We start from the raw sequence: 24466 nt of genomic DNA, 5'->3' as shown, positions 1-24466 counted from the left end.
GGCCTAGCGCCGCTCCGCCAGACCGTGCTGGCCCATGCGCCAAAGCAGGGTCTCCAGGCGGTCCTGGCCGAAGAAGGGTTCATCCTGGAAGACCATGGTGGGGACGCCCCAGTGGCCGACCGCCTCCAATCTGGCGTGGCTGGACTGGATCACGGCCTCGAGGCGCTCGGCTTCGGTTGAGGCCACCTGCTCCAGGGCGGCGAGGTCGAGGCCGGCGCGCGCCGTGGCCTGGGCCAGGTGTTCGCCCTGGTCCCAGCCCTGGACCTGGCCGCCCCAGATCAGCTTGCTGACCTCGACGATGAAGGGCAGGCCGGCGCCGGCCTCGACCGCGGCCTGGCCCAGATGGGTGAGCCGGCGGATATGGGGCTGGTACTTGGCCACGTCGCCGGTGGCGAGGTCCATGACGATGGGGTCGGGCCTGGGCGGTCCGAAGGTCATGCCCAGCATCTGGGCGGTGCGGAAACAGTCGCGCCCCACATAGAACGGCCAGCGCTTGTCCTGGCGCTTGAAGAAGCCGTCGACGCGCACCGCCAGGGGATAGACCGCGCGGATGTCGACCTGGACGTCGTAGCGCGCCGCGATCTCGGCCAGCCGGGGTGTTGCGAGGTACGAATAGGGGCTTCTGAACGACCAGAAGACATCGACCTGCAGGGTCATCGGGAACCTCGCGCTTGCAATAATGACTGTTTAGTCCAATAGTGACCAAACAGTCAAATTGGAGTCGGGGGCGATGATCGCGACCGGGGAGCGGGTCGATCGGCGGCGGGAGCGAACGCGGGCCGCCCTGATGCGCGCCGGCCAGGTGCTGTTCGCCACGCGCTCGGTGGACGCGGTCAGCATCGACGACATCGTGGCCGCCGCCGAGGTCGCCAAGGGCAGCTTCTACAACCACTTTCCTGACAAGGACGGCCTGGCGCGAGAGATCGCCAAGCAGGCGCGGGCCGCCATCGAACTGACCGTGGCCGACATCAACGCCGGGGTCGCCGACCCGGCCGAACGGGTGGCCCGCGCGCTGGCGATGTTCGCGCGCGGCGCCGAGGCCTTCCCGATCCGGGCCCAGGCCATGATGCGGCTGTTCCCCTTCGCCTCGGTCCCCGACGCCCCGATGAACCGCGGCGTGCGCGCCGACATCCAGGCGGGCCTCGCGGCCGGAAGGTTCGAGGGCCTGGCGCCGGAGGCCGCCGTGCTGATGGCGGTCGGGACAGCGCAGATCGCCGTGTCGCGCGTGCTGGAACGCCACGCCGCCGACACGGCCGCCACCCTGGCGGAAGACCTGATCTTCGGCCTGCTGCGGGGACTTGGACTGGACACGGTCGCCGCGCGCACCGTGGCCGGCAAGGCCTGCGCCGACATCTTCGCCGCAACCCTGCCCAGCGGGCTCTGAGGACCTGATATGCGCGTCACCGGATTCTTCGTGCTCGTCTTCGCGCTGTTGTTCGCGGCCCTGGGCTTCGGGCTGTGGGCCGCGCCGGAGGAGCTGGCGGGCGGACTGCGGGTGGGTCCCCTGTCCCCGGAAGGCGTCTCCACCCTGAGGGCCGACCTGGGCGGACTGTTCGTCGCCCTGGCGGCGCTGTGTCTCGCCGGGGTCTGGACCCGCCGCGCGATGCTGCTGCAGGCCGCGGCCCTGATCCTGGTCACGATCGTCGTGGGACGGCTGATGGGCGCGGTCGACGATGGTCTGCCGGGCGGGGCGCCGCGCGCCCTGGCCGTTGAAATCGCCGCCATCGCGGCCCTGGTGCTGCACGCCCGCAGGCTGGGGCGGTCCGAGGCGCCCGAACGCGCGGGCCTGACCCGAGTGATCCTGCTGGTGCTGGGCCTGGGGGTCGCCGCCAAGCTCGGGCTCTCCGCCGCCCTGGCCAACCCGATGGTCCAGCAGAAGATCTTCGAGCGCGCGGTCGCCCAGCGGATGGGCGTGGACAACTCGGCCCTGATGGCCGACGACGCCCTGCGGGTTGCGGTCTGCGGCACCTCCGCCCCCCTGCCCAGCAAGACGCGGGCGAAGGCCTGCGTGGCGGTGATCGCCGGCGGCAAGTTCTACATCGTCGATGTGGGACCGGAGTCGGTGGAGAACCTGATGCAGTGGGGAATTCCGCTGTCGCGGATCGGCGGGGTGCTGATCACCCACTTCCACTCGGATCATATCGGCGACCTGGGGGAACTGAACCTGCAGACCTGGGCCCAGGGACGGCCCGCGCCGCTCGACGTCTACGGCGGGCCGGGGATCGATCAGGTGGTCGGCGGCTTCAACCAGGCCTACCGGATCGACCAAGGCTACCGGACGGTCCACCACACCGCGAAGATCATGCCGCCGGAGACCTGGCCCCTGGTGGCGCGCACCGTCGAGATGGCCGGACCGGCGACGCCCGCCAAGGCGCGCACCGGCCTGGTGTTCGACGACGGCAAGCTGAAGATCACCGCCATCGAGGTCGACCACGGGCCCATTGAGCCGGCCTATGCCTACCGCTTCGACTACAAGGGGCGCTCGGTGGTGATCACCGGCGACATGAAGAACCATCCGCCTTTCGCGCGCGCCGCCACGGGCGCCGATCTGATGGTCTCCGAAGCGATCGCCCGGCCGATGATCCAGACCATGGAGGCCGGCGCCAGGGGCCTGAGCCGCCCGCGGGTCGAGCGCATCATGCACGACATCCAGGACTATCACGTGTCGCCCCAGGAGGCGGCGGTCCTGGCCAACCAGGCCAAGGTCAAGCTGCTGGTCTTCTACCATCTGCTGCCGGCGCCGGACGGGATGATCGCGCGGCGCACCTTCGAGAGCGGGATCGACGCCGCGCGGGACGGCGACTGGACCCTGGCCGACGACGGCAGCCTCTACACCCTCCCGCTGGGATCGAAGGACGTCCGGATCGGGCGGGTCGGCCAATAGGCGCCCGCTGCTGCGACCTCTGCGTTTCAGCGGCGATCCGAAGGGTAGGGCGATAGCCGGTCCGCGGCCTCGGCGCAGAGCGCCTTGAGCCAGGTTCGGACGGCGCGCATTCGGGCGGTGTCGTGGACGTCGCGGTGGGTGGCGAGCCAGAAGCGGCGCTCCAGCAGGACCTCATCGGCCAGGACCCGCGTCAGGCCCTGGGCCATGAAGCAGGGCAGGACGCCGACGCCGCCGCCGCCGGCGACGATCTCGCGCTGGGCGCGGATCGAGGAACTGGCGAGGCGGGGGGTGAGACCCGGCAGGACCTCGTCCAGATAGCGCAGCTCCGGGGCGTAGATCAGGTCGTCGACATAGCCCACGATATCCAGGTCGCGCAGCTCGGCGACATCCGTCGGGGGCGGCCGGCGCGCGAGATAGGCCGGGGCGGCGTAGAGGGCGAGCTGGTAGGGCGTCAGCGGTTCGACGATCAGCCGGGCCTGGTCGGGGGCGCTCAAGGTGATGGCCATGTCCACCTCGCGGCGGCCGGGCGAGAGGAATCCGGCGCTGGCGGCCAGCTCGACGCGCAGGCCGGGACGGGCGGCGGCGAGGCCGGGCAGGGCCGGGGCCAGGATCGCCGACCCGAACCCCTCCGCGGCGCTGATCCGCACCGTCCCGGCGATGACGTCGGGGCGGGTGACCTGGGCGGCGGCCTCCATGGCGGCCTCGGCGTCCAGGGCTATGGCCAAAAGCTGGGCGCCGGCGGCGGTGAGCTGCAGGCCCGACGGCGAGCGGGCCAGCAGGGTCGACTTCAGCGCCGATTCCAGCCGCGACACCCGACGGCCCACCGTGGCCGCGTCGACGCCCAGCCGTTGGGCGGCGGCGGTGAGCGAGCCCGTGCGGGCCGCGGCAATGAAGATCCTCAGGTCGTCCCAGTCGAACATGCCTGCACATTTGCATGACCTAAGGCGCAAGTCTGCAATACCAGCGGCCGGCCGGCTCTGATAGGCCAGAGCGCAAGAAAAGGGAGGCCCCCAATGCGCGACATCCAGCACTTCATCACCGGTTCGGCTGTCGCCGGGACCTCGGGCCGCTTTGGCGACATCTACAATCCCAACACCGGCGAGATTCAGGCCCGTGTGGCGCTGGCCACGCCCGCCGAGGTCGATGCGGCGGTGGCCGCCGCCGTGGCCGCCCAACCGGCCTGGGCCGCGACCAATCCCCAGCGCCGGGCGCGGGTGATGTTCGAGTTCAAGCGCCTGGTCGAGGCCAATATGCAGGAGCTGGCCGAGCTCCTGTCCTCCGAGCACGGAAAGGTCGTGGCTGACTCAAAGGGCGACATCCAGCGCGGCCTGGAGGTGATCGAGTTCGCCTGCGGCATCCCCCATGTGCTGAAGGGCGAATACACCGAGGGCGCGGGCCCCGGGATCGACGTCTATTCCATGCGCCAGCCGCTGGGCGTGGCGGCGGGGATCACCCCGTTCAACTTCCCGGCCATGATCCCGATGTGGATGTTCGGCATCGCCATCGCCGTCGGCAACACCTTCATCCTCAAGCCCTCGGAGAAGGACCCCAGCGTCCCGGTCCGGCTGGCCGAGCTGTTCATGGAGGCCGGCGCCGCCGTGGGCATGGACGTCAAGGGCGTGCTGAACGTGATCCACGGCGACAAGGCCGCGGTGGACGCCATCCTGACCCATCCCGATATCGCCGCGGTCAGTTTCGTCGGCTCGTCCGACATCGCCCACTACGTCTATTCGACCGGCACCGCGCACGGGAAGCGGGTCCAGGCGATGGGCGGGGCCAAGAACCACGGCATCGTCATGCCCGACGCGGACCTGGACCAGGTGGTGAAGGACCTTTCGGGCGCGGCCTTCGGCTCGGCGGGCGAGCGCTGCATGGCCCTCCCGGTGGTGGTGCCGGTGGGCGCCAAGGTCGCCGACGAGCTGCGCCGGCGCATGATCGCCGAGATCGACACCCTGAAGGTGGGGCTGTCGTCCGACGCCGACGCCCAGTACGGCCCGGTGGTCTCGGCCGCCCATCGCGACAAGATCGCCAACTATATCCAGATGGGGGTCGACGAGGGCGCCGAGCTGGTCGCCGATGGGCGCGGCTTCTCCCTGCAGGGCTACGAGAAAGGCTTCTTCATCGGCCCCAGCCTGTTCGACCAGGTGAAGCCCGGCATGCGCACCTACCAGGAGGAGATCTTCGGCCCCGTGCTGCAGATCGTTCGCGCCGAGACCTATGAGGAGGCGCTGGCCCTGCCGTCCAAGCACCAGTACGGCAATGGGGTGGCGATCTTCACCCGCAACGGCCGCGCGGCGCGCGACTTCGCCAACCGGGTGCAGGTGGGCATGGTGGGGATCAATGTGCCCATCCCCGTGCCGGTGGCCTATCACACCTTCGGCGGCTGGAAGCGGAGCGCCTTCGGCGACACCAACCAGCACGGCCTCGAGGGCGTGAAGTTCTACACCAAGGTCAAGACGATCACCGCGCGCTGGCCGGAAGGCGACAGTCATGCAGACTCGTCGTTCGTCATCCCGACCATGCGCTAGAGGCCGCCTCCATGAACTTCGACCTGACCGACGACCAGAGGGCGATCCAGGACGCGGCGCGGGCCTTCGCCGCGGCCGAACTGGCTCCGCATTCGGCGAGGTGGGACGAGGAGAAGCACTTCCCGGTCGACGTGCTGAGGAAGGCCGCCGAACTGGGCTTCGCCGGCATCTATATCGGCGAGGACGTGGGCGGCTCGGCCCTGACCCGGCTGGACGCCTCGATCGTGTTCGAGGCGTTGAGCTATGGGGACGTTTCGACGGCGGCCTATCTGACCATCCACAACATGGCCTCGTGGATGATCGACCGGTTCGCGGGCGAGGAGCTGCGCCAGCGCTACCTGCCGCGGCTGACCAGCATGGAGCTGATCGCCAGCTACTGCCTGACCGAGCCGGGCTCGGGCTCCGACGCCGCGGCCCTGCGGACCAGCGCCAAGCTGGACGGCGACCACTACGTCCTGAATGGGAGCAAGGCCTTCATCTCCGGCGGCGGGGTCTCCGACGTCTATGTGGTGATGGCGCGGACAGGTGAGCCCGGCGCCAAGGGCGTCTCGGCCATCGTGGTGGAGAAGGGGACGCCCGGCCTGTCGTTCGGCGCCCAGGAAAGGAAGATGGGCTGGAACGCCCAGCCCACCGCCCAGGTCAATTTCGACAACTGCCGGGTCCCGGTCGCCAACCGCATCGGCGCCGAGGGAGAGGGCTTCCGCTTCGCCATGATGGGGCTGGACGGCGGGCGGCTGAACATCGCCTCGTGTTCGCTGGGCGGGGCGGGCTTCGCGCTCGACACGGCCCAGGCCTACATGACCCAGCGCCAGCAGTTCGGGAAAAACCTGGCCGACTTCCAGGCCCTGCAGTTCAAGATCGCCGACATGGCCACCGAGCTGGAGGCCGCCCGGCTGATGGTGCGGCGCGCCGCCTACGCCCTCGACAACCGCGATCCCCAGGCCACCAAGCTGTGCGCCATGGCCAAGCGGTTCGCCACCGACGCGGGCTTCGAGGTTGCCAACCAGGCCCTGCAGCTGCACGGCGGCTACGGCTACCTGGCCGACTATCCGCTGGAGCGGATCGTGCGCGACCTGCGGGTCCACCAGATCCTGGAAGGCACCAACGAGATCATGCGGGTGATCATCGCCCGCGAGATGTTCCGGCAATAGGAAAGCCCATCAGATGACGAAGATCGCCTTCATCGGGGTCGGCAACATGGGCGCCGGCATGGCGGCCAACCAGGCCAAGGCCCAGCATCAGGTTGCGGCCTTCGACCTGTCGCCGGCGGCGCTGGCCAAGGCGGTGGAGGCCGGGTGCCACGCGGCGGACTCCGTGGCCGCGGCTGTCGGGGACGCCGAGGTGGTGATCACCATGCTGCCGGCCGGCAAGCATGTGCGCGAGGTCTATGCCGACCAGGTGCTGCCCAACGCGGCCAAGGGCGCCCTGCTGATCGACTGCTCGACCATCGACGTGGAGTCGGCGCGCGACGTGGCCGCCCAGGCGACCGAGGCCGGGTTCCGGTTCGCCGACGCGCCGGTCTCCGGCGGGATCATGGCGGCCGATGCCGGGACCCTGGCCTTCATGGTGGGCTGCGCCGAGGCCGATTTCGCCGCCGTCGAGGCCGCGCTCGCCCCCATGGCGCGGGTGGTGCTGCGGGCGGGCGAGGCCGGGGCCGGCCAGGCGGCCAAGATCTGCAACAACATGCTGCTGGGGGTCTCGATGCTAGGGACCTGCGAGGCCTTCGCGCTCGCCGAGAAGCTTGGCCTGGAGGCCGAGCGGTTCTTCGAGATCGCATCGAAGTCTTCGGGCCAGTGCTGGTCACTGACCAGCTATTGCCCCTGGCCGGGGCCGGTGCCGGCGGCGCCGTCCAATCGCGGCTATGAGGGCGGGTTCCTCACCGCCCTGATGCTGAAGGACCTGAAGCTTTCGCAGGACGCCGCGGCCAAGGTCGGCGCCTCGACCCCCATGGGCGCCCAGGCCGGGGCGCTCTACGCGATGTTCGACGGGCTGGGACATGGCGGCAAGGACTTCTCCGCGGTGCTGCAACTGCTGCGCGGCAAGCTGGACGATCTGGCTTAGGGCGCAAAGGTGCTCCCCCTCTGGGGGAGCTCCCGGCCGAATGGCCGGGTGAGGGGGACTTTGACTCGCTTCGGTGGGCTTCAACCCCCTCCGTCTCTCCGCTTCGCTCCGAGCCACCTCCCCCAAATCGCGCTGCGCGCTGGGGGAGGGTCTGTCGGGGGCCAAACACTGTTAGCCAAGCTCGCGCAGTCGTCCTAGCGTCGCCTCACGACAACAGTTGTGAGGGAGGCGCGCCATGCGTCTGATGGTTCCCCTGTTCGCGGCGCTCAGCGTCGGGATCGCGGGCGCGGCGGTCGCCGCCGAGGTCCCCGCCCACATCAAGGCCGCCCTGGCCGACAAGAGCCGGCCCGCCGAGGACGTTTCGCGGGACGCCGCGCGCAAGCCCGGCGAGCTGCTGGCGATGGGCGAGATCAAGACCGGCGGCAAGGTGGCCGACTTCGTGATCGGCGGCGGCTATTTCACCCGCATCCTGTCGGCGGCCGTGGGGCCTGGCGGGACCGTCTACGCCTACCAGCCGGCGGAATTCATCCAGTACGAGAAGAGCTATGGCGAGAACCTGAAGAAGGTCGCCGCAGCCCTTCCCAATGTGAAACCTATCGATACGAGCTTCCAGACCATGGATCTGCCCGACGGGCTGGACCTGGTGCTGACCGTGCAGAACTATCACGACCTCTATCTGAAGCCGTTTCCGGCCGACACGGCGTCCAAGGTCAATGCCGAGATCTTCAAGTCCCTGAAGCCGGGCGGGGTCTATCTGATCGTCGACCACGAAGCCCTGCCCGGGGCCGGGCTCGGCGTGGGCGACAGCCTGCACCGCATCGACATCGCCGACGTGAAGAAGGGCGTCGAGGCGGCCGGGTTCAAGTTCGTCGAGGAGAGCCAGCTGCTGCATGCGGCCGGCGACCCGCACACCGCCAACGTGTTCGACCCGGCGATCCGCGGCAAGACCGACCAGTTCATCTTGAAATTCAAGAAGCCCGGATAAGATCAAGGTTTATCTATGTATTCTAGATTCGAGTCGGCGCTCGACGCCGCGGTCGAGGGAGGGCGAGTGGCGGGCGCCGTGGCCCTGGTCGCCGACCGGGACGGGGTGATCTACGAGACGGCCGCCGGGCTCCGGAAGGTGGGCGACGCCGCGGCGATGGACCCGGCGACGGTGTTCTGGCTGGCCTCGATGACCAAGGCCGTGGCCTCGGTGGCGGCCCTGCGCGAGGTGGAGCAGGGACGGCTCAGCCTGGACGGCGATCTCTCGGGCCTGCTGCCGGAGTTCGCCGGCCTGCAGGTGCTGGAGGGCTTCGAGGCCGACGGCGCGCCGCGGCTGCGGCCGGTCCGGCGCGCGCCGACCCTGCGCCAGCTGCTGACCCACACCTCGGGCTTCGGCTACGGCTTCCTGCATGGGGAGCTGGCGCGCTGGCGCGAGGCGAGCGGGACGCCCGACCCGATGGCCGGCCTTCGCGCCGGTCACGTCCAGCCGCTGTTGTTCGAGCCGGGCGAGCAGTGGGCCTATGGCATCGGCATCGACTGGGCGGGCCTGGCGGTGGAGGCGGCCAGCGGCCAGCGCCTGGACGCCTATCTGACCGAGCACGTCTTCGGGCCGCTGGGGATGGCCGACACTGGCTTCCTGCCGACCGCCGAGCAGGCGGCGCGCCAGGCGAGCCCCCACGCGCGGGGCGAGGACGGCAAGCTCATGCCCATCCCCTTCGCCCTGCCGAGCGCGCCGGAGGTCTGGTCGGGGGGCGGCGGGCTGTTCGGCACCGCGCGGGACTATGCGCGCTTCACCCGCATGCTGCTGAACGGCGGGACCCTGGACGGCGCCCGGGTGCTGAACCCGGAGACGATCGACCAGCTCAGCCAGGTGCAGACTGGTCCCCTGAGGGCGGGAGCGTTCCAGGGCGCCTTGGCCATGAGCCTGGACTTCGACCTCTTCCCCGAGCAGCACACGGGCTGGGGCCTGACCGGCCTGATCAATCCCGAGCCCTCGGCCGATGGGCGCGGGGCGGGCAGCCTGGCCTGGGCCGGCATCTTCAACACCTATTACTGGGTCGATCGCGCGGCGGGGCTGAGCGGCATGCTGATGGCCCAGCAGACCCCGTTCGGCGATCCGGACGTGCTTGGCTTGCTCAAGGCGCTGGAGCGCGACGCCTATCGGCTGGCCTGAGCGGCAAGGGCTTGTCCCAGGGCGGCGGAAGGCGCCCTAATGCGATCGGGGTGGGCGCCTGGCAGGAGGAGCCCATGAGTGTTTATCGCGTCACCGAAATCGTCGGCTCGAGCGAGAGCGGCTGGGCCGACGCCGCAAGGCAGGCCCTGGACGCCGCAGCCGGATCGTTGCGCGACTTGAGGGTCGCCGATGTCGTGGCCCAGGACGTCACGCTAGGCCCCGACGGCAAGATCGAGGCCTACCGCGTCCGGATGCAGGTCAGCTTCAAGGTCGAACAGGACGCCGAGGCCCAGTCCCTGGTGGTGGATGCGCTGGGGTTCTAGGACCCGGTCCTGCGGATCAGGCCGGCCAGCCGCGCCACACCGTCCTCGATCTGGGCGTTCGTGGGCAGGGAGTAGCTGAGCCGGATGGCGTTGGCCGAGGGAACCTCGGCGAAGAACGGCTCGCCGGGCACGAAGGCGACGCGCTCCTCGGCGATGGCGCGTTCAAGCAGGACCTTGCCGTCCATGCCCTCCGGCAGCCACAGCCAGACGAACATCCCGCCCTCCGGCTTCGACCAGGTGACGCCCGGCGGCATGTGTCGCGCCAGGGCGTCCAGGGTGGCCCGGGCCTTGGAGCCATAGGTGTTGCGCAGCCGCGACAGGTGCTGCTCGTAGCCCTCGGACACCGTGCGGTGGGCGACCATCTGGTTGATGGTGGAGACATGCAGGTCGCTGCCCTGCTTGAGCAGGACCAGCTTCTCGATCACCGCCCGCGGGCCGCAGACCCAGCCCATGCGCAGGGCCGGCGAGATGGTCTTCGACAGGGTGCCGCAGAAGAGGGTCCGCGCGGTCTCGATGGAGCCGGTGCGGGCGATGTCCAGCGCCAGCAGGCTGGCGGCCTGGTCGCCGCCGAACCGCAGCTCGCGATAGGCGCCGTCCTCGATAAGGGTCATGTCCAGGTTTTCGGCGAGGTCCAGCAGGGCCTCCCGCTCGGCCAGGGTGAGGCTTTCGCCGGTCGGATTGGCGAAGTCGGGGACGAAGTAACCGAGCGGCCGCGGCGCGCGTCCGTCCATGAGGCCTGCGCCGTCGATCTCCCCGCGAAGCGCGCCGCAAGGCAGGTCGAGATAGTCGGGTTCGTAGGCGTTGAAGGCCTGCAGGGCGCCCAGATAGGTCGGCCGGGCGACCACGACCGTGTCGCCTGGGCTCAGGAACAGCTTGCCCAGCAGGTCCAGGGCCTGCTGGGAGCCCGCCGTCATGAGAATATTGTGCTCGTCGCAGGCCACGTCCGACAGGGCCATGCGCTCGGCGATCCAGCGGCGCAGGGGCAGGTAGCCCTCGCTCACCGAGTACTGCAGGGCCTGACGGGCCTGGACGGGATCGGCGAGGATCTCGTCATAGGCGGCCTGGATGGCCGCCGCGGGGAACAGTTCCGGATCGGGTATGCCGCCCGCGAAGGATAGGATGTCGGGCTGATCCAGGAGCTTGAGCAGCTCGCGGATCTCATTGGCGCGAACGCGCGCCATGCGGTCGCTGAAACGCGCGGCCCAGTCGGGGGTCGGGGTGGTCATGAGCAAGGTCTCTTGTCGTATCGCCGACGCCGATGGGCGCCTGTATGGCCGCGCGGACGCGGCCTCTCACCTGATGGGGGTCAGGGGCGTACGCAGCAGGTCGGGCCCTGGGTCCGGCGACGCCAGAAGCGGCGGCGCGGAGCGCGTTTGATCTTGCTCATGGGCCAAGCCTAGCCGGTCGAAGGCGGCGGGGAAACCCCCGCCGCCGACGGCCTCAGTTCTTCGAGGGGATCACCACTTCCATGTACTCGTAGCCCTTCACGAAGGCTGAGGGGACGCGGCGGGGCTCGTCCAGCACCTTGATCTCGGGGAAGCGCGGCAGGATCTCTTCCCAGAGGATGCGCAGCTGCAACTCGGCCAGGCGGTTGCCCACGCAGCGGTGGATGCCGAAGCCGAAGGAGAGGTGGTTGCGGGGCCGTTCGCGGTCGATGATGTATTCGTTCGGGCGCTCGATCACCTCTTCGTCCCGGTTGCCCGAGGCGTACCACATGATGACCTTGTCGCCCTTCTTGATGGTCTTGCCGCCCAGCTCGAAGTCCCGCGTGGCGGTGCGGCGCATGTGGGCCAGCGGCGTCTGCCAGCGGATGGTCTCGGAGACCATCGAGGGGATCAGGCCGGGGTTCTCGCGCAGTTTGCGGTACTGGTCGGGGTTCTGGTTCAGCGCCAGGACCGAGCCGGTCATCGAGTTGCGGGTGGTGTCGTTGCCGCCGACGATCAGCAGGATGAGGTTACCCAGGTACTCCATCCGGTCCATGTTCCGGGTGGCCTCGCCGTGGGCCAGCATGGAGATCAGGTCGCCCTTGGGCGGGGCGTTGATCCGCTCGTTCCAGAGCCGGGTGAAATAATCGACGCAGCCGAACAGCTCGGCCTTGCGCTCGGCCTCGACGACCTCGGGATCGTCGGAGCTGAACAGGCCGGATTCCGGGCCGGCCGTGGCCACGTCCGACCAGCGGGTCAGCTTGCGGCGGTCTTCCCATGGGAAGTCGAACAGGGTGGCCAGCATCTGGGTGGTCAGCTCGATGGACACCCGGTCCACCCAGTCGAAGGGCTCGCCGATGGGGAGCTCATCCAGGGTCTTCTGGATCCGGCCGCGGATCAGGGGCTCCAGCACGTGCAGGTTGGCCGGCGAGACGATGGGGCTGACGGTCTTGCGCTGGACGTCGTGCTTGGGCGGGTCCATCGCGATGAACATCGGAAGCGTGAAGTCTTCCTTGGGGTCGAAGATGGTGATCGACGGTTCGGAGGAGAACACCTCGTGATTGGTGTCGACCGCCATGATGTCGTTGTACTTGGTCACCGACCAGAAGGCGCCGTCCTCGTGGTGCTCGGCCGGGTGCAGGTGGACAGGGTCCTCCTTCCGCAGGCGTTCGAAGTACGGCCACATGGTGTCGGTGCGCCACAGCTCGAGGTCGGTGACGTTGATGTCGTCCAGCGGCATGGCGTAGGCCTTCGCGCGGGCCTCGGCCTTCAGATCGATCGCGCCGTCGCTCATGGAATCCTCCGTTCAGCGCCGTCTTCGGACGCCTCTGTCGCTATCTGATCACTGTTCAGAAGAATGCGGGAACGGGCCCCCGCTGGCAACCCCGTGATCGATGACACTAGCGTCATTTTTCAGGGCGCCGCCAGATTTTCTGGACTGACCGAAGCGCACGACCATGCTCTACCTGCGGCGAACACCTGTTTGAAACCGGAGCGCCCATGGCCGCCGACGCCCTTTTCACACCCTTCGACTTCAAGGGCCTCCATCTCGCCAACCGCGTGGTCATGGCGCCAATGACCCGCTCGTTCTCACCCGATGGCGTGGTGACGAAGGAGGTGGCCGACTATTACCGCCGCCGCGCCGAGGGCCAGGTGGGGCTGATCGTCTCGGAGGGCACGGGCGTCAATCGACCGGCCTCGGTGAACGATCGCAACGTGCCGCGCTTCCATGGCGAGAAGGAGCTGGCCGCCTGGAAGACCGTGATCGATGAGGTCCACGCCGCCGGCGGGGTGATGGCCCCGCAGCTCTGGCACGTGGGGGCGGTGCGCACCCGCGACCCTGAATGGACCCCGCCCGGCCCCTATGACAGCCCCTCGGGCCTGTCGCGGCCGGACAAGGCGTTCGGCGCCCCGATGAGCGACGCCGACGTGGCCGACGCCATCCGCGCCTTCGCCGAGGCGGCCGGGAACGCCAAGAAGCTGGGCTTCGACGCCATCGAGCTGCATGGAGCCCACGGCTACCTGATCGACCAGTTCTTCTGGGACGGCACCAACCGCCGCGAGGACGCCTACGGATCCCACGGCCTGTCCGGCCGGGCGCGATTCGCCGCCGACATCCTGAAGGCCGTGCGCGCCGAGGTGGGTCCCGACTATCCGGTGATCATCCGCATCAGCCAATGGAAGCAGCAGGACTACGAGGTGAAGCTGGCCCAGGACCCCAAGGCCCTGGAGGCGTGGCTGGGCGCCCTGGTCGACGCCGGCGCCGACATCCTGCACTGCTCGCAGCGGCGGTTCTGGGAGCCGGAGTTCGAGGGCTCGGACCTCAACTTCGCCGGCTGGGCCAAGAAGGTGACGGGGGTTCCCACCATCACCGTGGGCTCGGTCGGGCTGTCGGGCGAGTTCATCGCCGCCTATGGCGGGGAAGCCTCGCAACCGGCCTCGCTGGACGAGCTGGAGAAGCGCCTCGAGCGGGGGGATTTCGACCTGGTCGGCGTCGGCCGCGCCCTGCTGCAGGACCCCGAATGGGTGGTGAAGATCCGCGACGGCCGCACCGAGGAGCTGAAGAGCTTCGACCGCTCGGCGATGGCGACGCTCTACTAGGCGGCGCCTGGGCGGACTGGGCGACCTTTACGCCGCCCTTATGCTCACGGGCGGGATTCCACATCGAAACCTGACGCCGACCGGCCGTAACGGTGCGCATCGGTCGCGTGAGATTGCTGGATGTCCAACGAACAGGTTTTGGCGGAGGCCGGCGCCGCGGACTTGCGGACCGGGCGCGGTCACGGCTTTTTGGCCCTGACCCTCGGCGCGATTGGGGTGGTGTTCGGCGACATCGGCACCAGTCCGCTCTACGCGATGAAGGAGGCCCTGGCCCACGCGAAGGGTGGCGCGACCGACCTGGCGGTGTTCGGGGTGGTCTCGCTGATCTTCTGGGCGTTGCTGCTGATCGTGACCCTGAAATATGTCGTCGTGGTCATGCGCGCCGACAACAAGGGAGAAGGCGGCACCCTGGCGTTGATGGCCCTGGCCCAGCACGCCGCGGGCCGTCGGTCGGGATGGATCCTGATCCTCGGCATCTGCGGCGCGGCGCTGTTCTATGGCGATGGCCTGATCACCCCGGCGATCTCCGTGCTTTCGGCGACGGAGGGTCTGGCCCTCGCGCCCGGGGTGGGGAAGCTCTTCGAGCCCTATGTCCTGCCCGCGGCGGCCGTCATCCTCACAGGCCTGTTCCTGGTCCAGGCGCGCGGCACCGCCGCCGTCGGACGGTTCTTCGGACCGATCACCCTGGTCTGGTTCCTGGTCCTGGCGGGCATGGGCCTGATCTACATCGTCCAGGAGCCGTCGATCCTGATGGCCCTGAGCCCGGTCCATGCGGTGCGGTTGCTGGTCAGCAATGGATGGCTCGGGTTCGCGATCCTGGGCAGCGTGTTCCTCGTGGTCACCGGAGCGGAGGCGCTCTACGCGGACATGGGCCACTTCGGGAAGGCCCCGATCCGTGCCGGCTGGCTGATGGTCGCCTTCCCGTGCCTGATGCTGAACTATCTGGGCCAGGGGGCTCTGGTCCTGACCGACCCGAGCACGGCGGAGAGCCCGTTCTTCCGCATGATTCCCACGTTCGCCTACTGGCCGGTCATGATCCTGACCACCATGGCCACGGTCATCGCCAGCCAGGCGGTCATCACCGGGGCGTTCTCCGTCACCCAGCAGGCGGTGCAGCTTGGCCTGCTGCCGCGGATCGCGATCAGACGGACCAGCGAGACGGTCGCCGGCCAGATCTATGTGCCGGCGGTCAACGCCTTCCTGCTGGTCGGCGTGGTGCTGCTGCTGTTCGTGTTCCGAAATTCCTCGAACCTGGCGTCCGCCTACGGCATCGCCGTGACGGCGACCATGGTGGTCACTGTACTGCTGCTGTTCATCGTCGAGCGGAAGCTTTGGAAATGGTCGCTCGCCGCGTCCCTGGCGGTGGTCGTTCCGTTCCTCTGCATCGACCTGGTCTTCCTGGGATCCAACGTGATGCGGATCGCCGACGGCGGCTGGTTCCCGATCGCGGCCGGGGGCGCCATCGTCCTGGTCATGTGGACCTGGATGAAGGGCGCGCGCCTGCTCAGCGAGAAGACCCAGCGGGACTCGATCCCGCTCGCCGACCTGATCGAGACCTTTCGCCACCGCCCGCCGCATCGCGTGCCGGGCGCCGCGATCTACCTGACCTCGCAGCCGGACATCGCGCCGGTCGCCCTCATGCACAATCTCAAGCACAACAGAGTGCTGCACGAACGAAACGTCATGCTGACCGTGCTAACCTCGGATCGTCCGCGGGTCCCAGAGGAGGGCCGGGTGCGGCTCGAGACCATCGCTCCCGATTTCGACCGCATCACGGTGAGCTACGGCTTCATGGAGAGCCCCAACCTGCCCCGGGCCCTGAGCGCGGCGCGCAGGCTTGGCTTCCGGTTCGACATCATGGCGACGTCGTTCTTCCTGGGCCGCCGCTCGGTGGTGGCCGGCGCGGGGCCCGGCATGCCGCTTTGGCAGGACAAGCTCTTCATCTACCTCATGAAGAACGCCGCCAATCCGACGGACTATTTCCGCATCCCACCCGGCCGGGTGGTGGAGATGGGCGCCCAGGTCGCCATCTAGGCCGGTACGACGAAGCGGTACCCGACCCCCGGCTCGGTCACGATGTGCTCGGGCCGGGCGGGATCGGCCTCAAGCTTCTGGCGCAGCTGGCCGACGAAGACGCGCAGATACTGGGTGTCGTGCTCGTGGGCCGGGCCCCAGACCGCGGTCAGGAGTTGGCGGTGGGTGATGACCTTCCCGCCGCCCTCGACCAGCCGGCCCAGGAGTTCGAACTCCTTGGGCGACAGCCGTACGGGCGCGCCCTTCCGGCGGACCGAGCGCATGGCGAGGTCGATGTCGAGGTCCCCGCAGCGGACGGCCGTGGGGGCGGCCTCGCCTCGGGGGCCTCTCCGGATGGCGGCCCGCAGGCGGGCGAGCAACTCGCCCACGCCGAAGGGCTTCTCCACGAAGTCGTCGGCGCCGAGGTCGAGGGCGTCGATTTTCTCGGTCTCCCGGTCGCGGGCCGACAGGATGAGGATCGGTCCGTCATAGAAGGCGCGGGCCTTTCGCAGGGCGTCCTTGCCATCCATGTCCGGCAGGCCGAGGTCGAGGATCACGGCGTCCGGGGCGCGCAGGGCGATCTCGCGCAAGGCGGCCGCGGCGGTTTCGGCGCGAACCGGCTCGAAGCCAGCCGCCTCGAGCGCGGGGGTCAGGAACCGATGGATCTGCGGTTCGTCGTCGACGACCAGAATGCGGAGACGGAGGCTCACAGCAGCTCCCGGGGCGTGGATCGCGCCTTTGGCAGTGAGATCAGGAATCGCGTGCCGCGCCCGTCCCGGACAGGGCTGGCGGCCGCGATCCGCCCTCCCATGGCCTCGATGAAGCCCTTGGCGATCGAAAGGCCGAGGCCGAGGCCCTGGGCGCGGTCGGTGGGTGTCTCCAGCCTGCGAAACCGATCGAAGACGCTGTCGAGATCGGCGGGCGCGATGCCAGGGCCTTCGTCCTCGATGGAGATAACCACGTGGTGCTGGTCTTCTTGCACGGCGAGCTCCACGGAGGATCCCTCGGGGCTGTAGGCGAGCGCGTTTTCCAGGATGTTGAGCACGGCCTGACCCAGCAGGGTAGGGTCGGCGCTCACCAGCGACACCTGGCGGGCGAAGTCGTGGACGATGCGGCGTTCGCCCACCTGGTCGCCGAGCCTCGCGCGGGTCGAGGTCAGCACCGCCCGGACGTCGGTCGGCTCGCGCCGGGGCTTGAGCGCGCCGCCCTCGAGCCGGCTCATGTCGAGCAGGTCTCCGACATAGCGGTTCAGCCGCCGGGCCTCCTCGGCGATGCTCTGGAGCAGATCCCGCCGCACCGCCGGCTTCAGGCTGGTCTCGAAGTCCAGCAGGGTGGTGGCCGAGCCGAGCACGGTGGCGAGCGGCGTGCGGAAGTCGTGGCTGATCGAGTTGAGCAGCGCCGAGCGGAGATGGTCGGCCCGACGCAGGGCCTCGTTCTCGGCCGCCGCCGAGGCGAGGTTCGCCCGCTCCAGGGCCACGGCGCCTTGATGCAGCAGCGCGGCGAGCAAACTCTCCCGCTCGGGGTCCAGTGACCCTGCCGCGGCCCGGAGGCCGATGACGCCGACCCGCCCGTGCAGGCCCGTCAGCGGCCGGAAGGTCCAGCCGGCGTCGCCAGCGGCGCCGGGGGTCTCGCCTGTCTCCCAGGTATGGCCCGCCGCCTGGCGCGTGGACCCGGCGAGATCGGTCAGGCCCGGCGGCCCGGCCGCCATCCGCAGGCCCTCGCCGTCCGGCAGCAACACGATCGCGGCGGACCCGGCGGCGAGGGCGGCTTGCTCGGCGAGGGCCTGCGCCGCCTCGTCAGGGCTCGCCGCGGCCGAGAGACGCCGGCTCGCCTCCAGCAACAGGCTCACGGTCCGCGCCCGCCGCGCGGTGTTCCTGGCCTCGTCGCGGACCCTCCCGGCCAGCCACCCCGTCGCCAGAGCCACGGCGAAGAAGACGAGGAAGGTCAGGACATCCGCCGGTCTGGCGATGACCAGGGTGAGCCGTGGCTCCAGGAAGAAGAAGTTGTAGCTGATCGCCGCGATGAGGGCCGCGAACAGGGCCGGACCCAGCCCAAAGCCGAGGGCGCAGATCAGGACGGCGAGCAGGAAGAGCATGGCCAGATTGGCGCCCGCCAACTGGCCGCCGCCATGCCCGAGGAGGTTGGCCGCCGACACCAGCCCGGCGGCGGCGAGGTAGCCCCAGGCCCGGGCGGGAGTCAGGCGACGCGGGCCTGCGCCGCGATCCTGGTCGCCCAACGGTTCTTGCGCGGCCATGCCGTCCCCGAGCTCCGAGATCCGCCCCTGTCGATGAGACTACTGGGCCTCGGCGCGCGCAGAAACAATCCGGCAATCCCGGGGGTCGTCTTAGCCGTTGTAGTTCAGCTTCAGGCCTGGGCGGGGCCAGGTCGCCTTGTAGAGCTTGCCGGTGGCCGAAGCGGTTATCCAGGCGCTCGTCATGGCCTCGCCGCCGAAGCAGATATTGGTGACGATGAGGTCCGGGACCGCGAAATGCTCGGTCGAGCCGTCGGGGTCGAACGCGGTGATCCCACCGTTGATGATGGTGGCGACGCAGACCTTGCCTGAGGCCTCCACCGCAAGGCTGTCCAGTAGCTGGTAGCCCGGCAGGTTGCAGATCACCCGGCCCGGGGCGAAGCCTGCCGGGGGCGCCAGCACGCCCGGCTCGGCCACGTCGAAGGCCCAGAGGCGACCGAGCTGGGTGTCGGCCACATAGACCACGCTCTCGTCCGGCGAGAGGCCGATCCCATTGGGCGAGATGATGTGGTCGCGCTGGCGGCTGATGTGGGAGCCGTCGGTCTTCGCGTAGTAGACCGCGCCGAACTTGCGGCCTTCGGGCGTGGAGCAGCCGTGGTCGGTGAACCAGAAGCCGCCCTGCTTATCGAAGACGATGTCGTTGGGCCCGATCAGCCGGCGGCCGTCGCAGGCGTCGTAGAGGGTGGTGAGCGCGCCGGTCGCCAGGTCGAAGCGCTGGATCATGCCGCCGGTGTGGCTGGGCGGCGTGGGGCCGGGGATGGTCATCCCCTGGTTCTCCAGCCACTCGAACGCGCCGCCGTTGTTGGTGATGTAGATGGCGCCGTCCGGCCCGATGGCCGCGCCGTTAGGCCCGCCACCGGTCTCGACCACGGTCTCCTTGCGACCGTCGGGATGGACGCGGGTGAGGCGCTGGGCCTTGATCTCGGTGAGGATGACCGTGCCGTCGGCCATGGCGATGGGGCCTTCGGGAAACTCGAAGCCCTCGGCGATCAACTGCAGGTCCATGGTCATCCCTCCGGTCGCCGCTCGGGTTGACGGCGTTCGGCGACGACTATGGGCGGGCGACGCCAGGGCAGGTCAAGGACCTCAGCGCCGCTCCAGCACCCGAAAGGTGAAGGGATAGTCGTCGCCGTCGCCGGCCGGATAGGCCTCGCGGCGGACCTCGGTCCACTGGCTTTCGTCGATGGGGGAGAGCACCACGTCGCCCTCGACCTCGGCGTCGACCTCGGTGAGGTAGAGGCGCTTGGCGCGGGGTAGGGCCATCTCGAACAGGGAGGCGCCGCCGATGACGCAGACCTCCTCGACGCCGTCCTCCTCGGCCTGTTCCTTGGCGATGGCGAAGGCCTCGGCGAACTCCTCGCAGACCACGGCCTGCTTGGGCTCGAACGAGCCGTCGCGGGAGAGCACGATGTTGGTGCGGCCGATCAGCGGCTTGCGGGGCAGGCTGTCCCAGGTCTTGCGGCCCATGATCACCGGCTTGCCCATGGTCACGGCGCGGAAAATCGCCATGTCGGACTTGAGCCGCCAGGGGAGGGTCCCGCCCTTGCCGATGACGCCGTTGCGCGACCGGGCGATGGGGCCGGCGGTGAGGATGGGTGTGGGCATTCGGGCGTCTTAGCAGGTCAGACGGCGATGGGCGCGCTGATCCTGTCGTGGGCCTTGTAGCCGCGGAGCTTGAAGTCCTCGTACTCGAAGGCGAAGAGGTCGCGCTTGTCGGCGATCTCCATGACCGGCAGGGGCAGGGGCTCGCGTTCCAGCTGCTCGCGGGCCTGGTCGAGGTGGTTCAGATAGAGATGGGCGTCGCCCAGGGTGTGGACGAACTCGCCGGGCTGCAGGCCGACCACCTTGGCCACCATCATGGTCAGCAGGGCGTAGGAGGCGATGTTGAACGGCACCCCCAGGAAGACATCGGCCGAGCGCTGGTAGAGCTGGCAGGAGAGCTTGCCGTCGGCCACGAAGAACTGGAACAGGCAGTGGCAGGGCGGCAGGGCCATGTCGTCCACATCGGCCGGGTTCCAGGCCGAGACGATGTGCCGGCGCGAATGGGGGGTGGTCTTCAGGGTCTCGACCACATTGGCGATCTGGTCGATCACCCGGCCGTCCGGGGCGGTCCAGGAGCGCCACTGCTTGCCGTAGACCGGGCCGAGCTCGCCGTCGGGGGCGGCCCATTCGTCCCAGATGCTGACGCCGCGCTCCTGCAGCCACTTCACGTTGGTGTCGCCGCGCAGGAACCACAGCAGTTCGAGGATGATCGACTTGCGATGCAGCTTCTTGGTGGTCAGCAGCGGGAAGCCCTTGGCCAGGTCGAAGCGCATCTGGCGGCCGAAGACGCCGCGGGTGCCGGTGCCGGTGCGGTCGCCGCGTTCCACGCCGTTGGCCAGGATGTCGGCCAGCAGGTCGAGATACTGTCGCTCCGGGTGGGCGGCGTCCTGCGATCCGACGATGGCGACATGGGCGTTCATCGGAAGCGAGGTTGCTGCGTCAAGTGATTCGCGTCGATGGGGCGGTTGCGTGCGACCCGGCTTCTCCACAGGGGACCGACAACCATCCCCGCCAATTTCGTGCGGGCGACACCTACCGGCGCGGGCGCCGGGGCGGAAATTCAACTGTTGGAGGCGGTCCGGGAATGCTTCACCATGACGGCCATCGCTCGGGGGAGTTCGAACATGTTCCTGGCCATCGCCTTAGCCGCCCTTCTCGCCGCGGCCGAAACGCCGCCGACGCCGGCCACGGGCGCCGCGCCCGGCCAGCCCGAACTCAAGCCGGGCGAACGGGTGGTCAAGATGGTCTGCCGCAACGAGCAGATGGGCGGCTCGCGGATGGTCAAGCGCCGCTGCATGTCCGTCGAGGACTGGAAGCAGCAGGAGAAGGACAGCCAGCAGGCGCTGAAGGACATGCAGGATCGTCGCGAGATGAACCCGCCCTGCCAGTCGAGCGGTCGGACCTGCTGAGCTAAATCTCGGCGCTCCGCCGCCGCGGGGCCTTCACATCGCCGTCGCCGGGTCGTCCTATCGTCCGCGGGAACGCAAAAGGGGGACGCGTCATGAAGATCCTGAGCCTGCTGGCCGTGGCCTTGAGCCTGGTCGCCTCGAACGCGGCGGCCAAGGACGGCCGGGTGGTGCTGGTGACCCTGGACGGCCTGCGCTGGCAGGAGGTGTTCCGCGGCGCCGAGACCGCGCTCGCCGAGGACCCGACCTATGTCGAGGACCGCAAGGCGGTGAAGGCGGCCTACCTCGATCCGGCCGACCGGAAGCGGGCGCTGATGCCGTTCCTGCACGAGGTTGTGGCCAGCCAGGGCGTGCTGATCGGCGATCGCGACAACGGCTCCTGCGCGCGGGTCACCAACGACCAGTGGTTCTCCTATCCCGGGTACAATGAGATCCTGACCGGGCGGGCCGATCCGGCGATCAAGTCCAACGATCCCAACCCCAACGCCAATGTCACGGTCCTGGAATGGCTGGGCCGCCAGCCGGGGTTCAAGGGCAAGGTGGCGGCCTTCACCTCGTGGAACGTATTCACGGCGATCATCAACGAGGACCGCAGCGGTGTTCCCGTCGATACCGGCATGACCCCGCCGAAGGCGCGCGGGGCGGTCGAGGCGCACCTGGCGCGGATGCAGGCCCAGACCCCGCGCATCTGGCCCACCGTGCGGTTCGACGTCTTCACCCACAACTACGCGCTGCAGGCGCTGAAGCGCGACAGGCCGAGGATGGTTTACATCGCCTACGGCGAGACCGATGACTTCGCCCATGAGGGGCACTACGGCCTGATGCTGGACGCCGCGCGGCGCACCGACGGCTTCCTGCGCGAGCTGTGGGCCACGCTTCAGGCCGACAAGGCCTATGCCGGCAAGACCACCCTGATCATCACCACCGACCACGGCCGCGGCTCCGGGCTCAAGAAGGGCGACTGGAAGGGCCACGGAAAGGTGCTGTGGCCGCGGTCGGACGAGACCTGGATCGCGGTGATCGGTCCGGGGGTGAAGGCGGGGCTGTCGCGGACGCCCGACTGCGCGGGCGCCGACCAGGTGGCGGCCACGGCGCTTAGCGCGCTCGGCGTCGATTGGCGGGCTTTCGATCCGAAGGCGGGATCGCCATTGCCGATCTTCGACAGGGCGCCTTAGGTCGAAGGGCCCGGCCTCGTCATGCGTCGCCGTGGACGGGGGCCCGCCGACTGCACAACCCCGCAGTTGCGCGCGGCTGGGAAACTGACGCAAATTGACCCCCTGCACAGCCGAGACCGGGCAGAAGTCGCCGCGGACTTGTATGAATTGGGGGCTATGAATGTTGCTTGTACTTGCCGCCGCCGCCCTGCTGGCGGCCACCGAGCCGACCTCGTCGACCTCGGCGCCGGCCGCCGAGGTCGTCAACAAGGACCTCGCCACGCCTCCCGCCCTGAAGCCCGGTGAGAAGAAGATGAAGGTCGTCTGCCGCACCGAGACCGCGACCGGCACCCGGTTCGGCAAGCGGGTCTGCCTCTCCCTCGATGACTTCAAGCGGCGCCAGGAGGAGTCCCGCGAGGGATTCGCCGAGATGCAGCGCAACCACAATGTCACCCCGACCAAGGGCAACTAGGCGCCTCGCCCTCACCCCGCGAAGCCGCCCTCGTCCAGGAAGGCCTGTTCCGCCGGCGTGGTGGTCCGGCCCAGGCTGGCGTTGCGGTGCGGGAAGCGCCCGAAGCGCGTGATGATGTCGCGGTGGATCACCGCCCATTTCAGCGACTCAGCGTCGCCCGTCTCGTCGCGGACGGCGGTGAACAGCCGCACGGCCTCGTCCTGGTCGGCGAGGCCCTCGGAGTGTTCGAAGGGCATGTAGAAGAACTGCCGCAGCTGCGGCTCGACGGCGCGGTCGTGGCCGGCGTTCACCGCGGTGCGCGCCACCTGCCGGGCCTTGCCGTCGGTGGCGAAGGCGTGGGGCGAGCCGCGGAACAGGTTGCGCGGGAATTGGTCGAACAGGATCAGCAGGGCCAGCGCCCCCTCCGCGGCGGCCGCCCAGCCGTCATACTCCCCGCGGGCGGCGGCGTAGTGGACGGGCTCGAACTTCAGCGCGATCGCGGCGTCGAACTTCGCGTCCTTGGCGTACCATTTCTGCGGCCCGGCGGTGCGCCAGAAGCCGGTGACGTCCTGTGGTGCGGCGGCCATCTGAACCCTCCCGAACAAGCGCCCTATGTCGGCTGGGTCGTGGCTTCGTTCAAGCGCGGTTCAGCTTGTCGGAGTCATCGCTGTTAACCAAGGGACCAATTCGGGCGTCGGCGGCCTTCCGCCACATCGGGAATAGACATGTCGAAACTTGGTACGAGCGTTCTGGTCTTGGCCTTGCTGGCCTCCACAGGCGTGGCCGCCGCCCAGGAGGGCGGTTACCGGCCGGAAATGCGCCGCAGCTGGAAGAACACCGAGCTGCCCGAGACCGCGCCGCAAACCCGTCCGGCTCGGGAGGCCCGCGAGGCCCCGGCCGCGCCACAGGCCGCCGCCGCACCCGAAGCCCCGCGCGTGCGCGATGGCGGCGAGCGTCGTGGCGACGGAGACCGCGGCCCGCGTCCGGACGGCGAACGCCGGGACGGGAGCCGGGGCGAACGCTGGAGCCGAGGCGGCGACCAGGCGCGCCCGCCCACGCCCGCCGTGGTTCAGCCCGCGCCCGAACAGCGCCGCGATTGGAGCCGCGATGGGCGGCGTCCCGACACCGATCGGGGCGAGCGGCGCGACCGCGATTGGAACAACGACCGCCGGAACGATCGGCGCGACGGCCGCGACTGGAACCGGGACCGCAACGACGGTCGCGACTGGAACGACGGACGCCGCTGGGATGACGCGCGCCGCCATCAGCAAAGGCCGCGCTATGATCGTCGCTATTACCAGCCTGATTGGCGCACCACGCAGCGCTACCGTGGCTGGGCCTACCAGGCGCCGCGCGGCTTCTATATGCGCAGCTGGGTGTTCGGCGACCTGTTGCCCCGCAGCTGGTGGGAGCCGCAGTACCGGATCGACGACTGGTGGGCCTATGGCCTGCCCATTCCGCCCATCGGCTACGAATGGGTTCGGGTCGGGGACGACGCCCTGCTGGTGGACATGTTCAGCGGGCGAGTGATCCAGGTGGCTCGCAACCTCTTCTGGTAGACGGTCGTTTGGTCGCGGGACTTCCCTTGCCGGACAGGCGAGGGAAGTCTTGACCTTCGCGCAAAATTCCCCTCCATAGCCCCGCCTTTGCTGCGGCGCCGTTGCGCGTTC

General features: G+C 69.3%; 24 protein-coding genes. 14 read left to right on the top strand and 10 right to left on the bottom strand.

Translation table 11 applies throughout. The features are described from left to right. Positions 1 to 3: 3 nt before the first annotated feature. A complete protein-coding gene (locus M9M90_RS15455; RefSeq protein ID WP_254834115.1) occupies positions 4 to 657 on the bottom strand; it encodes a 2-hydroxychromene-2-carboxylate isomerase in 654 nt (217 codons plus the stop codon). A 73-nt stretch (positions 658 to 730) separates the two neighbouring features. On the opposite strand from M9M90_RS15455, the gene M9M90_RS15450 reads away from it, so the two are divergent. Further along, on the top strand, positions 731 to 1384 hold the full coding sequence (locus M9M90_RS15450; protein WP_254834114.1) for a TetR/AcrR family transcriptional regulator: 654 nt from the start codon (positions 731 to 733) through the stop codon (positions 1382 to 1384). 9 nt (positions 1385 to 1393) lie between these two features. Continuing rightward, on the top strand, positions 1394 to 2884 hold the full coding sequence (locus M9M90_RS15445; RefSeq protein WP_254834113.1) for an MBL fold metallo-hydrolase: 1491 nt from the start codon (positions 1394 to 1396) through the stop codon (positions 2882 to 2884). 26 nt (positions 2885 to 2910) lie between these two features. Here the strand turns inward: M9M90_RS15445 and M9M90_RS15440 are convergent, their stop codons facing one another. Further along, positions 2911 to 3804, bottom strand: a complete 894-nt coding sequence (locus tag M9M90_RS15440; protein WP_254834112.1) for a LysR family transcriptional regulator — start codon at positions 3802 to 3804, stop codon at positions 2911 to 2913. 93 nt (positions 3805 to 3897) lie between these two features. Here M9M90_RS15440 and M9M90_RS15435 point away from each other — a divergent pair, with 93 nt between their 5' ends. From M9M90_RS15435 to M9M90_RS15410, 6 genes are all read left to right on the top strand, one after another. After that, positions 3898 to 5412 (top strand): CoA-acylating methylmalonate-semialdehyde dehydrogenase, encoded by a 1515-nt coding sequence (locus tag M9M90_RS15435; RefSeq protein ID WP_254834111.1) that lies wholly within the window; start codon positions 3898 to 3900, stop codon positions 5410 to 5412. 11 nt (positions 5413 to 5423) lie between these two features. Next, positions 5424 to 6563, top strand: a complete 1140-nt coding sequence (locus M9M90_RS15430) for an isobutyryl-CoA dehydrogenase (RefSeq protein ID WP_254834110.1) — start codon at positions 5424 to 5426, stop codon at positions 6561 to 6563. A gap of 13 nt (positions 6564 to 6576) precedes the next feature. Continuing rightward, positions 6577 to 7473 carry a 3-hydroxyisobutyrate dehydrogenase gene (gene mmsB / locus M9M90_RS15425; RefSeq protein WP_254834109.1) on the top strand — a complete coding sequence of 299 codons (897 nt, stop codon included), beginning with the start codon at positions 6577 to 6579 and terminating at the stop codon, positions 7471 to 7473. 235 nt (positions 7474 to 7708) lie between these two features. After that, positions 7709 to 8458 carry a class I SAM-dependent methyltransferase gene (locus tag M9M90_RS15420; protein ID WP_254834108.1) on the top strand — a complete coding sequence of 250 codons (750 nt, stop codon included), beginning with the start codon at positions 7709 to 7711 and terminating at the stop codon, positions 8456 to 8458. 15 nt (positions 8459 to 8473) lie between these two features. Further along, the gene (locus M9M90_RS15415; protein WP_254834107.1) at positions 8474 to 9631 is read left to right on the top strand and encodes a serine hydrolase; all 1158 of its coding nucleotides are present in this window, start codon (positions 8474 to 8476) and stop codon (positions 9629 to 9631) included. A gap of 74 nt (positions 9632 to 9705) precedes the next feature. Beyond that, on the top strand, positions 9706 to 9954 hold the full coding sequence (locus tag M9M90_RS15410; protein ID WP_254834106.1) for a dodecin family protein: 249 nt from the start codon (positions 9706 to 9708) through the stop codon (positions 9952 to 9954). Here the strand turns inward: M9M90_RS15410 and M9M90_RS15405 are convergent. After that, the gene (locus tag M9M90_RS15405; RefSeq protein ID WP_254834105.1) at positions 9951 to 11180 is read right to left on the bottom strand and encodes a PLP-dependent aminotransferase family protein; all 1230 of its coding nucleotides are present in this window, start codon (positions 11178 to 11180) and stop codon (positions 9951 to 9953) included. The genes M9M90_RS15410 and M9M90_RS15405 overlap by 4 nt on opposite strands. A 214-nt stretch (positions 11181 to 11394) precedes the next feature. Next, a complete protein-coding gene (locus M9M90_RS15400; RefSeq protein ID WP_254834104.1) occupies positions 11395 to 12672 on the bottom strand; it encodes a cytochrome P450 in 1278 nt (425 codons plus the stop codon). A 206-nt stretch (positions 12673 to 12878) separates the two neighbouring features. Here M9M90_RS15400 and M9M90_RS15395 point away from each other — a divergent pair, with 206 nt between their 5' ends. Both M9M90_RS15395 and M9M90_RS15390 read left to right on the top strand, forming a co-directional pair. Beyond that, positions 12879 to 13979 (top strand): NADH:flavin oxidoreductase, encoded by a 1101-nt coding sequence (locus M9M90_RS15395; RefSeq protein ID WP_254834103.1) that lies wholly within the window; start codon positions 12879 to 12881, stop codon positions 13977 to 13979. A gap of 120 nt (positions 13980 to 14099) precedes the next feature. Further along, positions 14100 to 16013, top strand: coding sequence for a potassium transporter Kup (locus M9M90_RS15390; protein WP_254834102.1), 1914 nt, complete (start codon positions 14100 to 14102; stop codon positions 16011 to 16013). On the opposite strand, the gene M9M90_RS15385 is transcribed toward M9M90_RS15390, so the two are convergent. The 5 genes from M9M90_RS15385 to M9M90_RS15365 all read right to left on the bottom strand — a co-directional run bounded on the left by M9M90_RS15385 (position 16010) and on the right by M9M90_RS15365 (position 20705). Beyond that, the gene (locus M9M90_RS15385; RefSeq protein ID WP_254834101.1) at positions 16010 to 16702 is read right to left on the bottom strand and encodes a response regulator; all 693 of its coding nucleotides are present in this window, start codon (positions 16700 to 16702) and stop codon (positions 16010 to 16012) included. The genes M9M90_RS15390 and M9M90_RS15385 overlap by 4 nt on opposite strands. Continuing rightward, positions 16699 to 18246: a DUF4118 domain-containing protein gene (locus M9M90_RS15380; protein WP_254834100.1), complete on the bottom strand. Its 1548-nt coding sequence runs from the start codon at positions 18244 to 18246 to the stop codon at positions 16699 to 16701. The genes M9M90_RS15385 and M9M90_RS15380 overlap by 4 nt, the downstream gene beginning before the upstream one ends. A 90-nt stretch (positions 18247 to 18336) precedes the next feature. After that, a complete protein-coding gene (locus M9M90_RS15375) occupies positions 18337 to 19248 on the bottom strand; it encodes an SMP-30/gluconolactonase/LRE family protein (RefSeq protein ID WP_254834099.1) in 912 nt (303 codons plus the stop codon). Between the two features lie 81 nt (positions 19249 to 19329). After that, a complete protein-coding gene (locus M9M90_RS15370) occupies positions 19330 to 19848 on the bottom strand; it encodes a dihydrofolate reductase (protein WP_254834098.1) in 519 nt (172 codons plus the stop codon). A gap of 17 nt (positions 19849 to 19865) precedes the next feature. Next, entirely contained in the window at positions 19866 to 20705 is an 840-nt protein-coding gene (locus M9M90_RS15365) for a thymidylate synthase (protein WP_254834097.1), read from the bottom strand. A gap of 204 nt (positions 20706 to 20909) precedes the next feature. Here M9M90_RS15365 and M9M90_RS15360 point away from each other — a divergent pair, with 204 nt between their 5' ends. From M9M90_RS15360 to M9M90_RS15350, 3 genes are all read left to right on the top strand, one after another. After that, positions 20910 to 21194, top strand: coding sequence for a hypothetical protein (locus M9M90_RS15360; protein WP_254834096.1), 285 nt, complete (start codon positions 20910 to 20912; stop codon positions 21192 to 21194). A gap of 92 nt (positions 21195 to 21286) precedes the next feature. Continuing rightward, on the top strand, positions 21287 to 22366 hold the full coding sequence (locus M9M90_RS15355; protein ID WP_254834095.1) for an alkaline phosphatase family protein: 1080 nt from the start codon (positions 21287 to 21289) through the stop codon (positions 22364 to 22366). A 160-nt stretch (positions 22367 to 22526) separates the two neighbouring features. Continuing rightward, entirely contained in the window at positions 22527 to 22817 is a 291-nt protein-coding gene (locus M9M90_RS15350; protein ID WP_254834094.1) for a hypothetical protein, read from the top strand. 11 nt (positions 22818 to 22828) lie between these two features. Here the strand turns inward: M9M90_RS15350 and M9M90_RS15345 are convergent, their stop codons facing one another. After that, positions 22829 to 23383 carry a DUF924 family protein gene (locus M9M90_RS15345; RefSeq protein ID WP_254834093.1) on the bottom strand — a complete coding sequence of 185 codons (555 nt, stop codon included), beginning with the start codon at positions 23381 to 23383 and terminating at the stop codon, positions 22829 to 22831. A gap of 138 nt (positions 23384 to 23521) precedes the next feature. Between M9M90_RS15345 and M9M90_RS15340 the strand changes: the two genes are divergently transcribed. Then, on the top strand, positions 23522 to 24355 hold the full coding sequence (locus tag M9M90_RS15340) for an RcnB family protein (RefSeq protein ID WP_254834092.1): 834 nt from the start codon (positions 23522 to 23524) through the stop codon (positions 24353 to 24355). The last annotated feature ends 111 nt before the right edge of the window (positions 24356 to 24466 follow it).

Source organism: Phenylobacterium sp. LH3H17 (assembly GCF_024298925.1).
Classification (GTDB): Bacteria; Pseudomonadota; Alphaproteobacteria; order Caulobacterales; family Caulobacteraceae; genus Phenylobacterium.
This window is presented reverse-complemented; position numbering and strand designations above follow the sequence as displayed.

What these genes read in the sequence shown, in the direction of transcription:
- M9M90_RS15375 (WP_254834099.1), bottom strand. Translation starts at nt 19,248, where the DNA reads ATGGACCTGCAGTTGATCGCCGAGGGCTTCGAGTTTCCCGAAGGCCCC.
- M9M90_RS15370 (WP_254834098.1), bottom strand. Translation starts at nt 19,848, where the DNA reads ATGCCCACACCCATCCTCACCGCCGGCCCCATCGCCCGGTCGCGCAAC.
- M9M90_RS15405 (WP_254834105.1), bottom strand. Translation starts at nt 11,180, where the DNA reads ATGACCACCCCGACCCCCGACTGGGCCGCGCGTTTCAGCGACCGCATG.
- M9M90_RS15410 (WP_254834106.1), top strand. Translation starts at nt 9,706, where the DNA reads ATGAGTGTTTATCGCGTCACCGAAATCGTCGGCTCGAGCGAGAGCGGC.
- M9M90_RS15440 (WP_254834112.1), bottom strand. Translation starts at nt 3,804, where the DNA reads ATGTTCGACTGGGACGACCTGAGGATCTTCATTGCCGCGGCCCGCACG.
- M9M90_RS15400 (WP_254834104.1), bottom strand. Translation starts at nt 12,672, where the DNA reads ATGAGCGACGGCGCGATCGATCTGAAGGCCGAGGCCCGCGCGAAGGCC.
- M9M90_RS15350 (WP_254834094.1), top strand. Translation starts at nt 22,527, where the DNA reads ATGTTGCTTGTACTTGCCGCCGCCGCCCTGCTGGCGGCCACCGAGCCG.
- M9M90_RS15415 (WP_254834107.1), top strand. Translation starts at nt 8,474, where the DNA reads ATGTATTCTAGATTCGAGTCGGCGCTCGACGCCGCGGTCGAGGGAGGG.
- M9M90_RS15355 (WP_254834095.1), top strand. Translation starts at nt 21,287, where the DNA reads ATGAAGATCCTGAGCCTGCTGGCCGTGGCCTTGAGCCTGGTCGCCTCG.
- M9M90_RS15455 (WP_254834115.1), bottom strand. Translation starts at nt 657, where the DNA reads ATGACCCTGCAGGTCGATGTCTTCTGGTCGTTCAGAAGCCCCTATTCG.
- M9M90_RS15435 (WP_254834111.1), top strand. Translation starts at nt 3,898, where the DNA reads ATGCGCGACATCCAGCACTTCATCACCGGTTCGGCTGTCGCCGGGACC.
- M9M90_RS15395 (WP_254834103.1), top strand. Translation starts at nt 12,879, where the DNA reads ATGGCCGCCGACGCCCTTTTCACACCCTTCGACTTCAAGGGCCTCCAT.
- M9M90_RS15380 (WP_254834100.1), bottom strand. Translation starts at nt 18,246, where the DNA reads ATGGCCGCGCAAGAACCGTTGGGCGACCAGGATCGCGGCGCAGGCCCG.
- M9M90_RS15365 (WP_254834097.1), bottom strand. Translation starts at nt 20,705, where the DNA reads ATGAACGCCCATGTCGCCATCGTCGGATCGCAGGACGCCGCCCACCCG.
- mmsB (WP_254834109.1), top strand. Translation starts at nt 6,577, where the DNA reads ATGACGAAGATCGCCTTCATCGGGGTCGGCAACATGGGCGCCGGCATG.
- M9M90_RS15345 (WP_254834093.1), bottom strand. Translation starts at nt 23,383, where the DNA reads ATGGCCGCCGCACCACAGGACGTCACCGGCTTCTGGCGCACCGCCGGG.
- M9M90_RS15445 (WP_254834113.1), top strand. Translation starts at nt 1,394, where the DNA reads ATGCGCGTCACCGGATTCTTCGTGCTCGTCTTCGCGCTGTTGTTCGCG.
- M9M90_RS15450 (WP_254834114.1), top strand. Translation starts at nt 731, where the DNA reads ATGATCGCGACCGGGGAGCGGGTCGATCGGCGGCGGGAGCGAACGCGG.
- M9M90_RS15420 (WP_254834108.1), top strand. Translation starts at nt 7,709, where the DNA reads ATGCGTCTGATGGTTCCCCTGTTCGCGGCGCTCAGCGTCGGGATCGCG.
- M9M90_RS15340 (WP_254834092.1), top strand. Translation starts at nt 23,522, where the DNA reads ATGTCGAAACTTGGTACGAGCGTTCTGGTCTTGGCCTTGCTGGCCTCC.
- M9M90_RS15430 (WP_254834110.1), top strand. Translation starts at nt 5,424, where the DNA reads ATGAACTTCGACCTGACCGACGACCAGAGGGCGATCCAGGACGCGGCG.
- M9M90_RS15390 (WP_254834102.1), top strand. Translation starts at nt 14,100, where the DNA reads ATGTCCAACGAACAGGTTTTGGCGGAGGCCGGCGCCGCGGACTTGCGG.
- M9M90_RS15360 (WP_254834096.1), top strand. Translation starts at nt 20,910, where the DNA reads ATGTTCCTGGCCATCGCCTTAGCCGCCCTTCTCGCCGCGGCCGAAACG.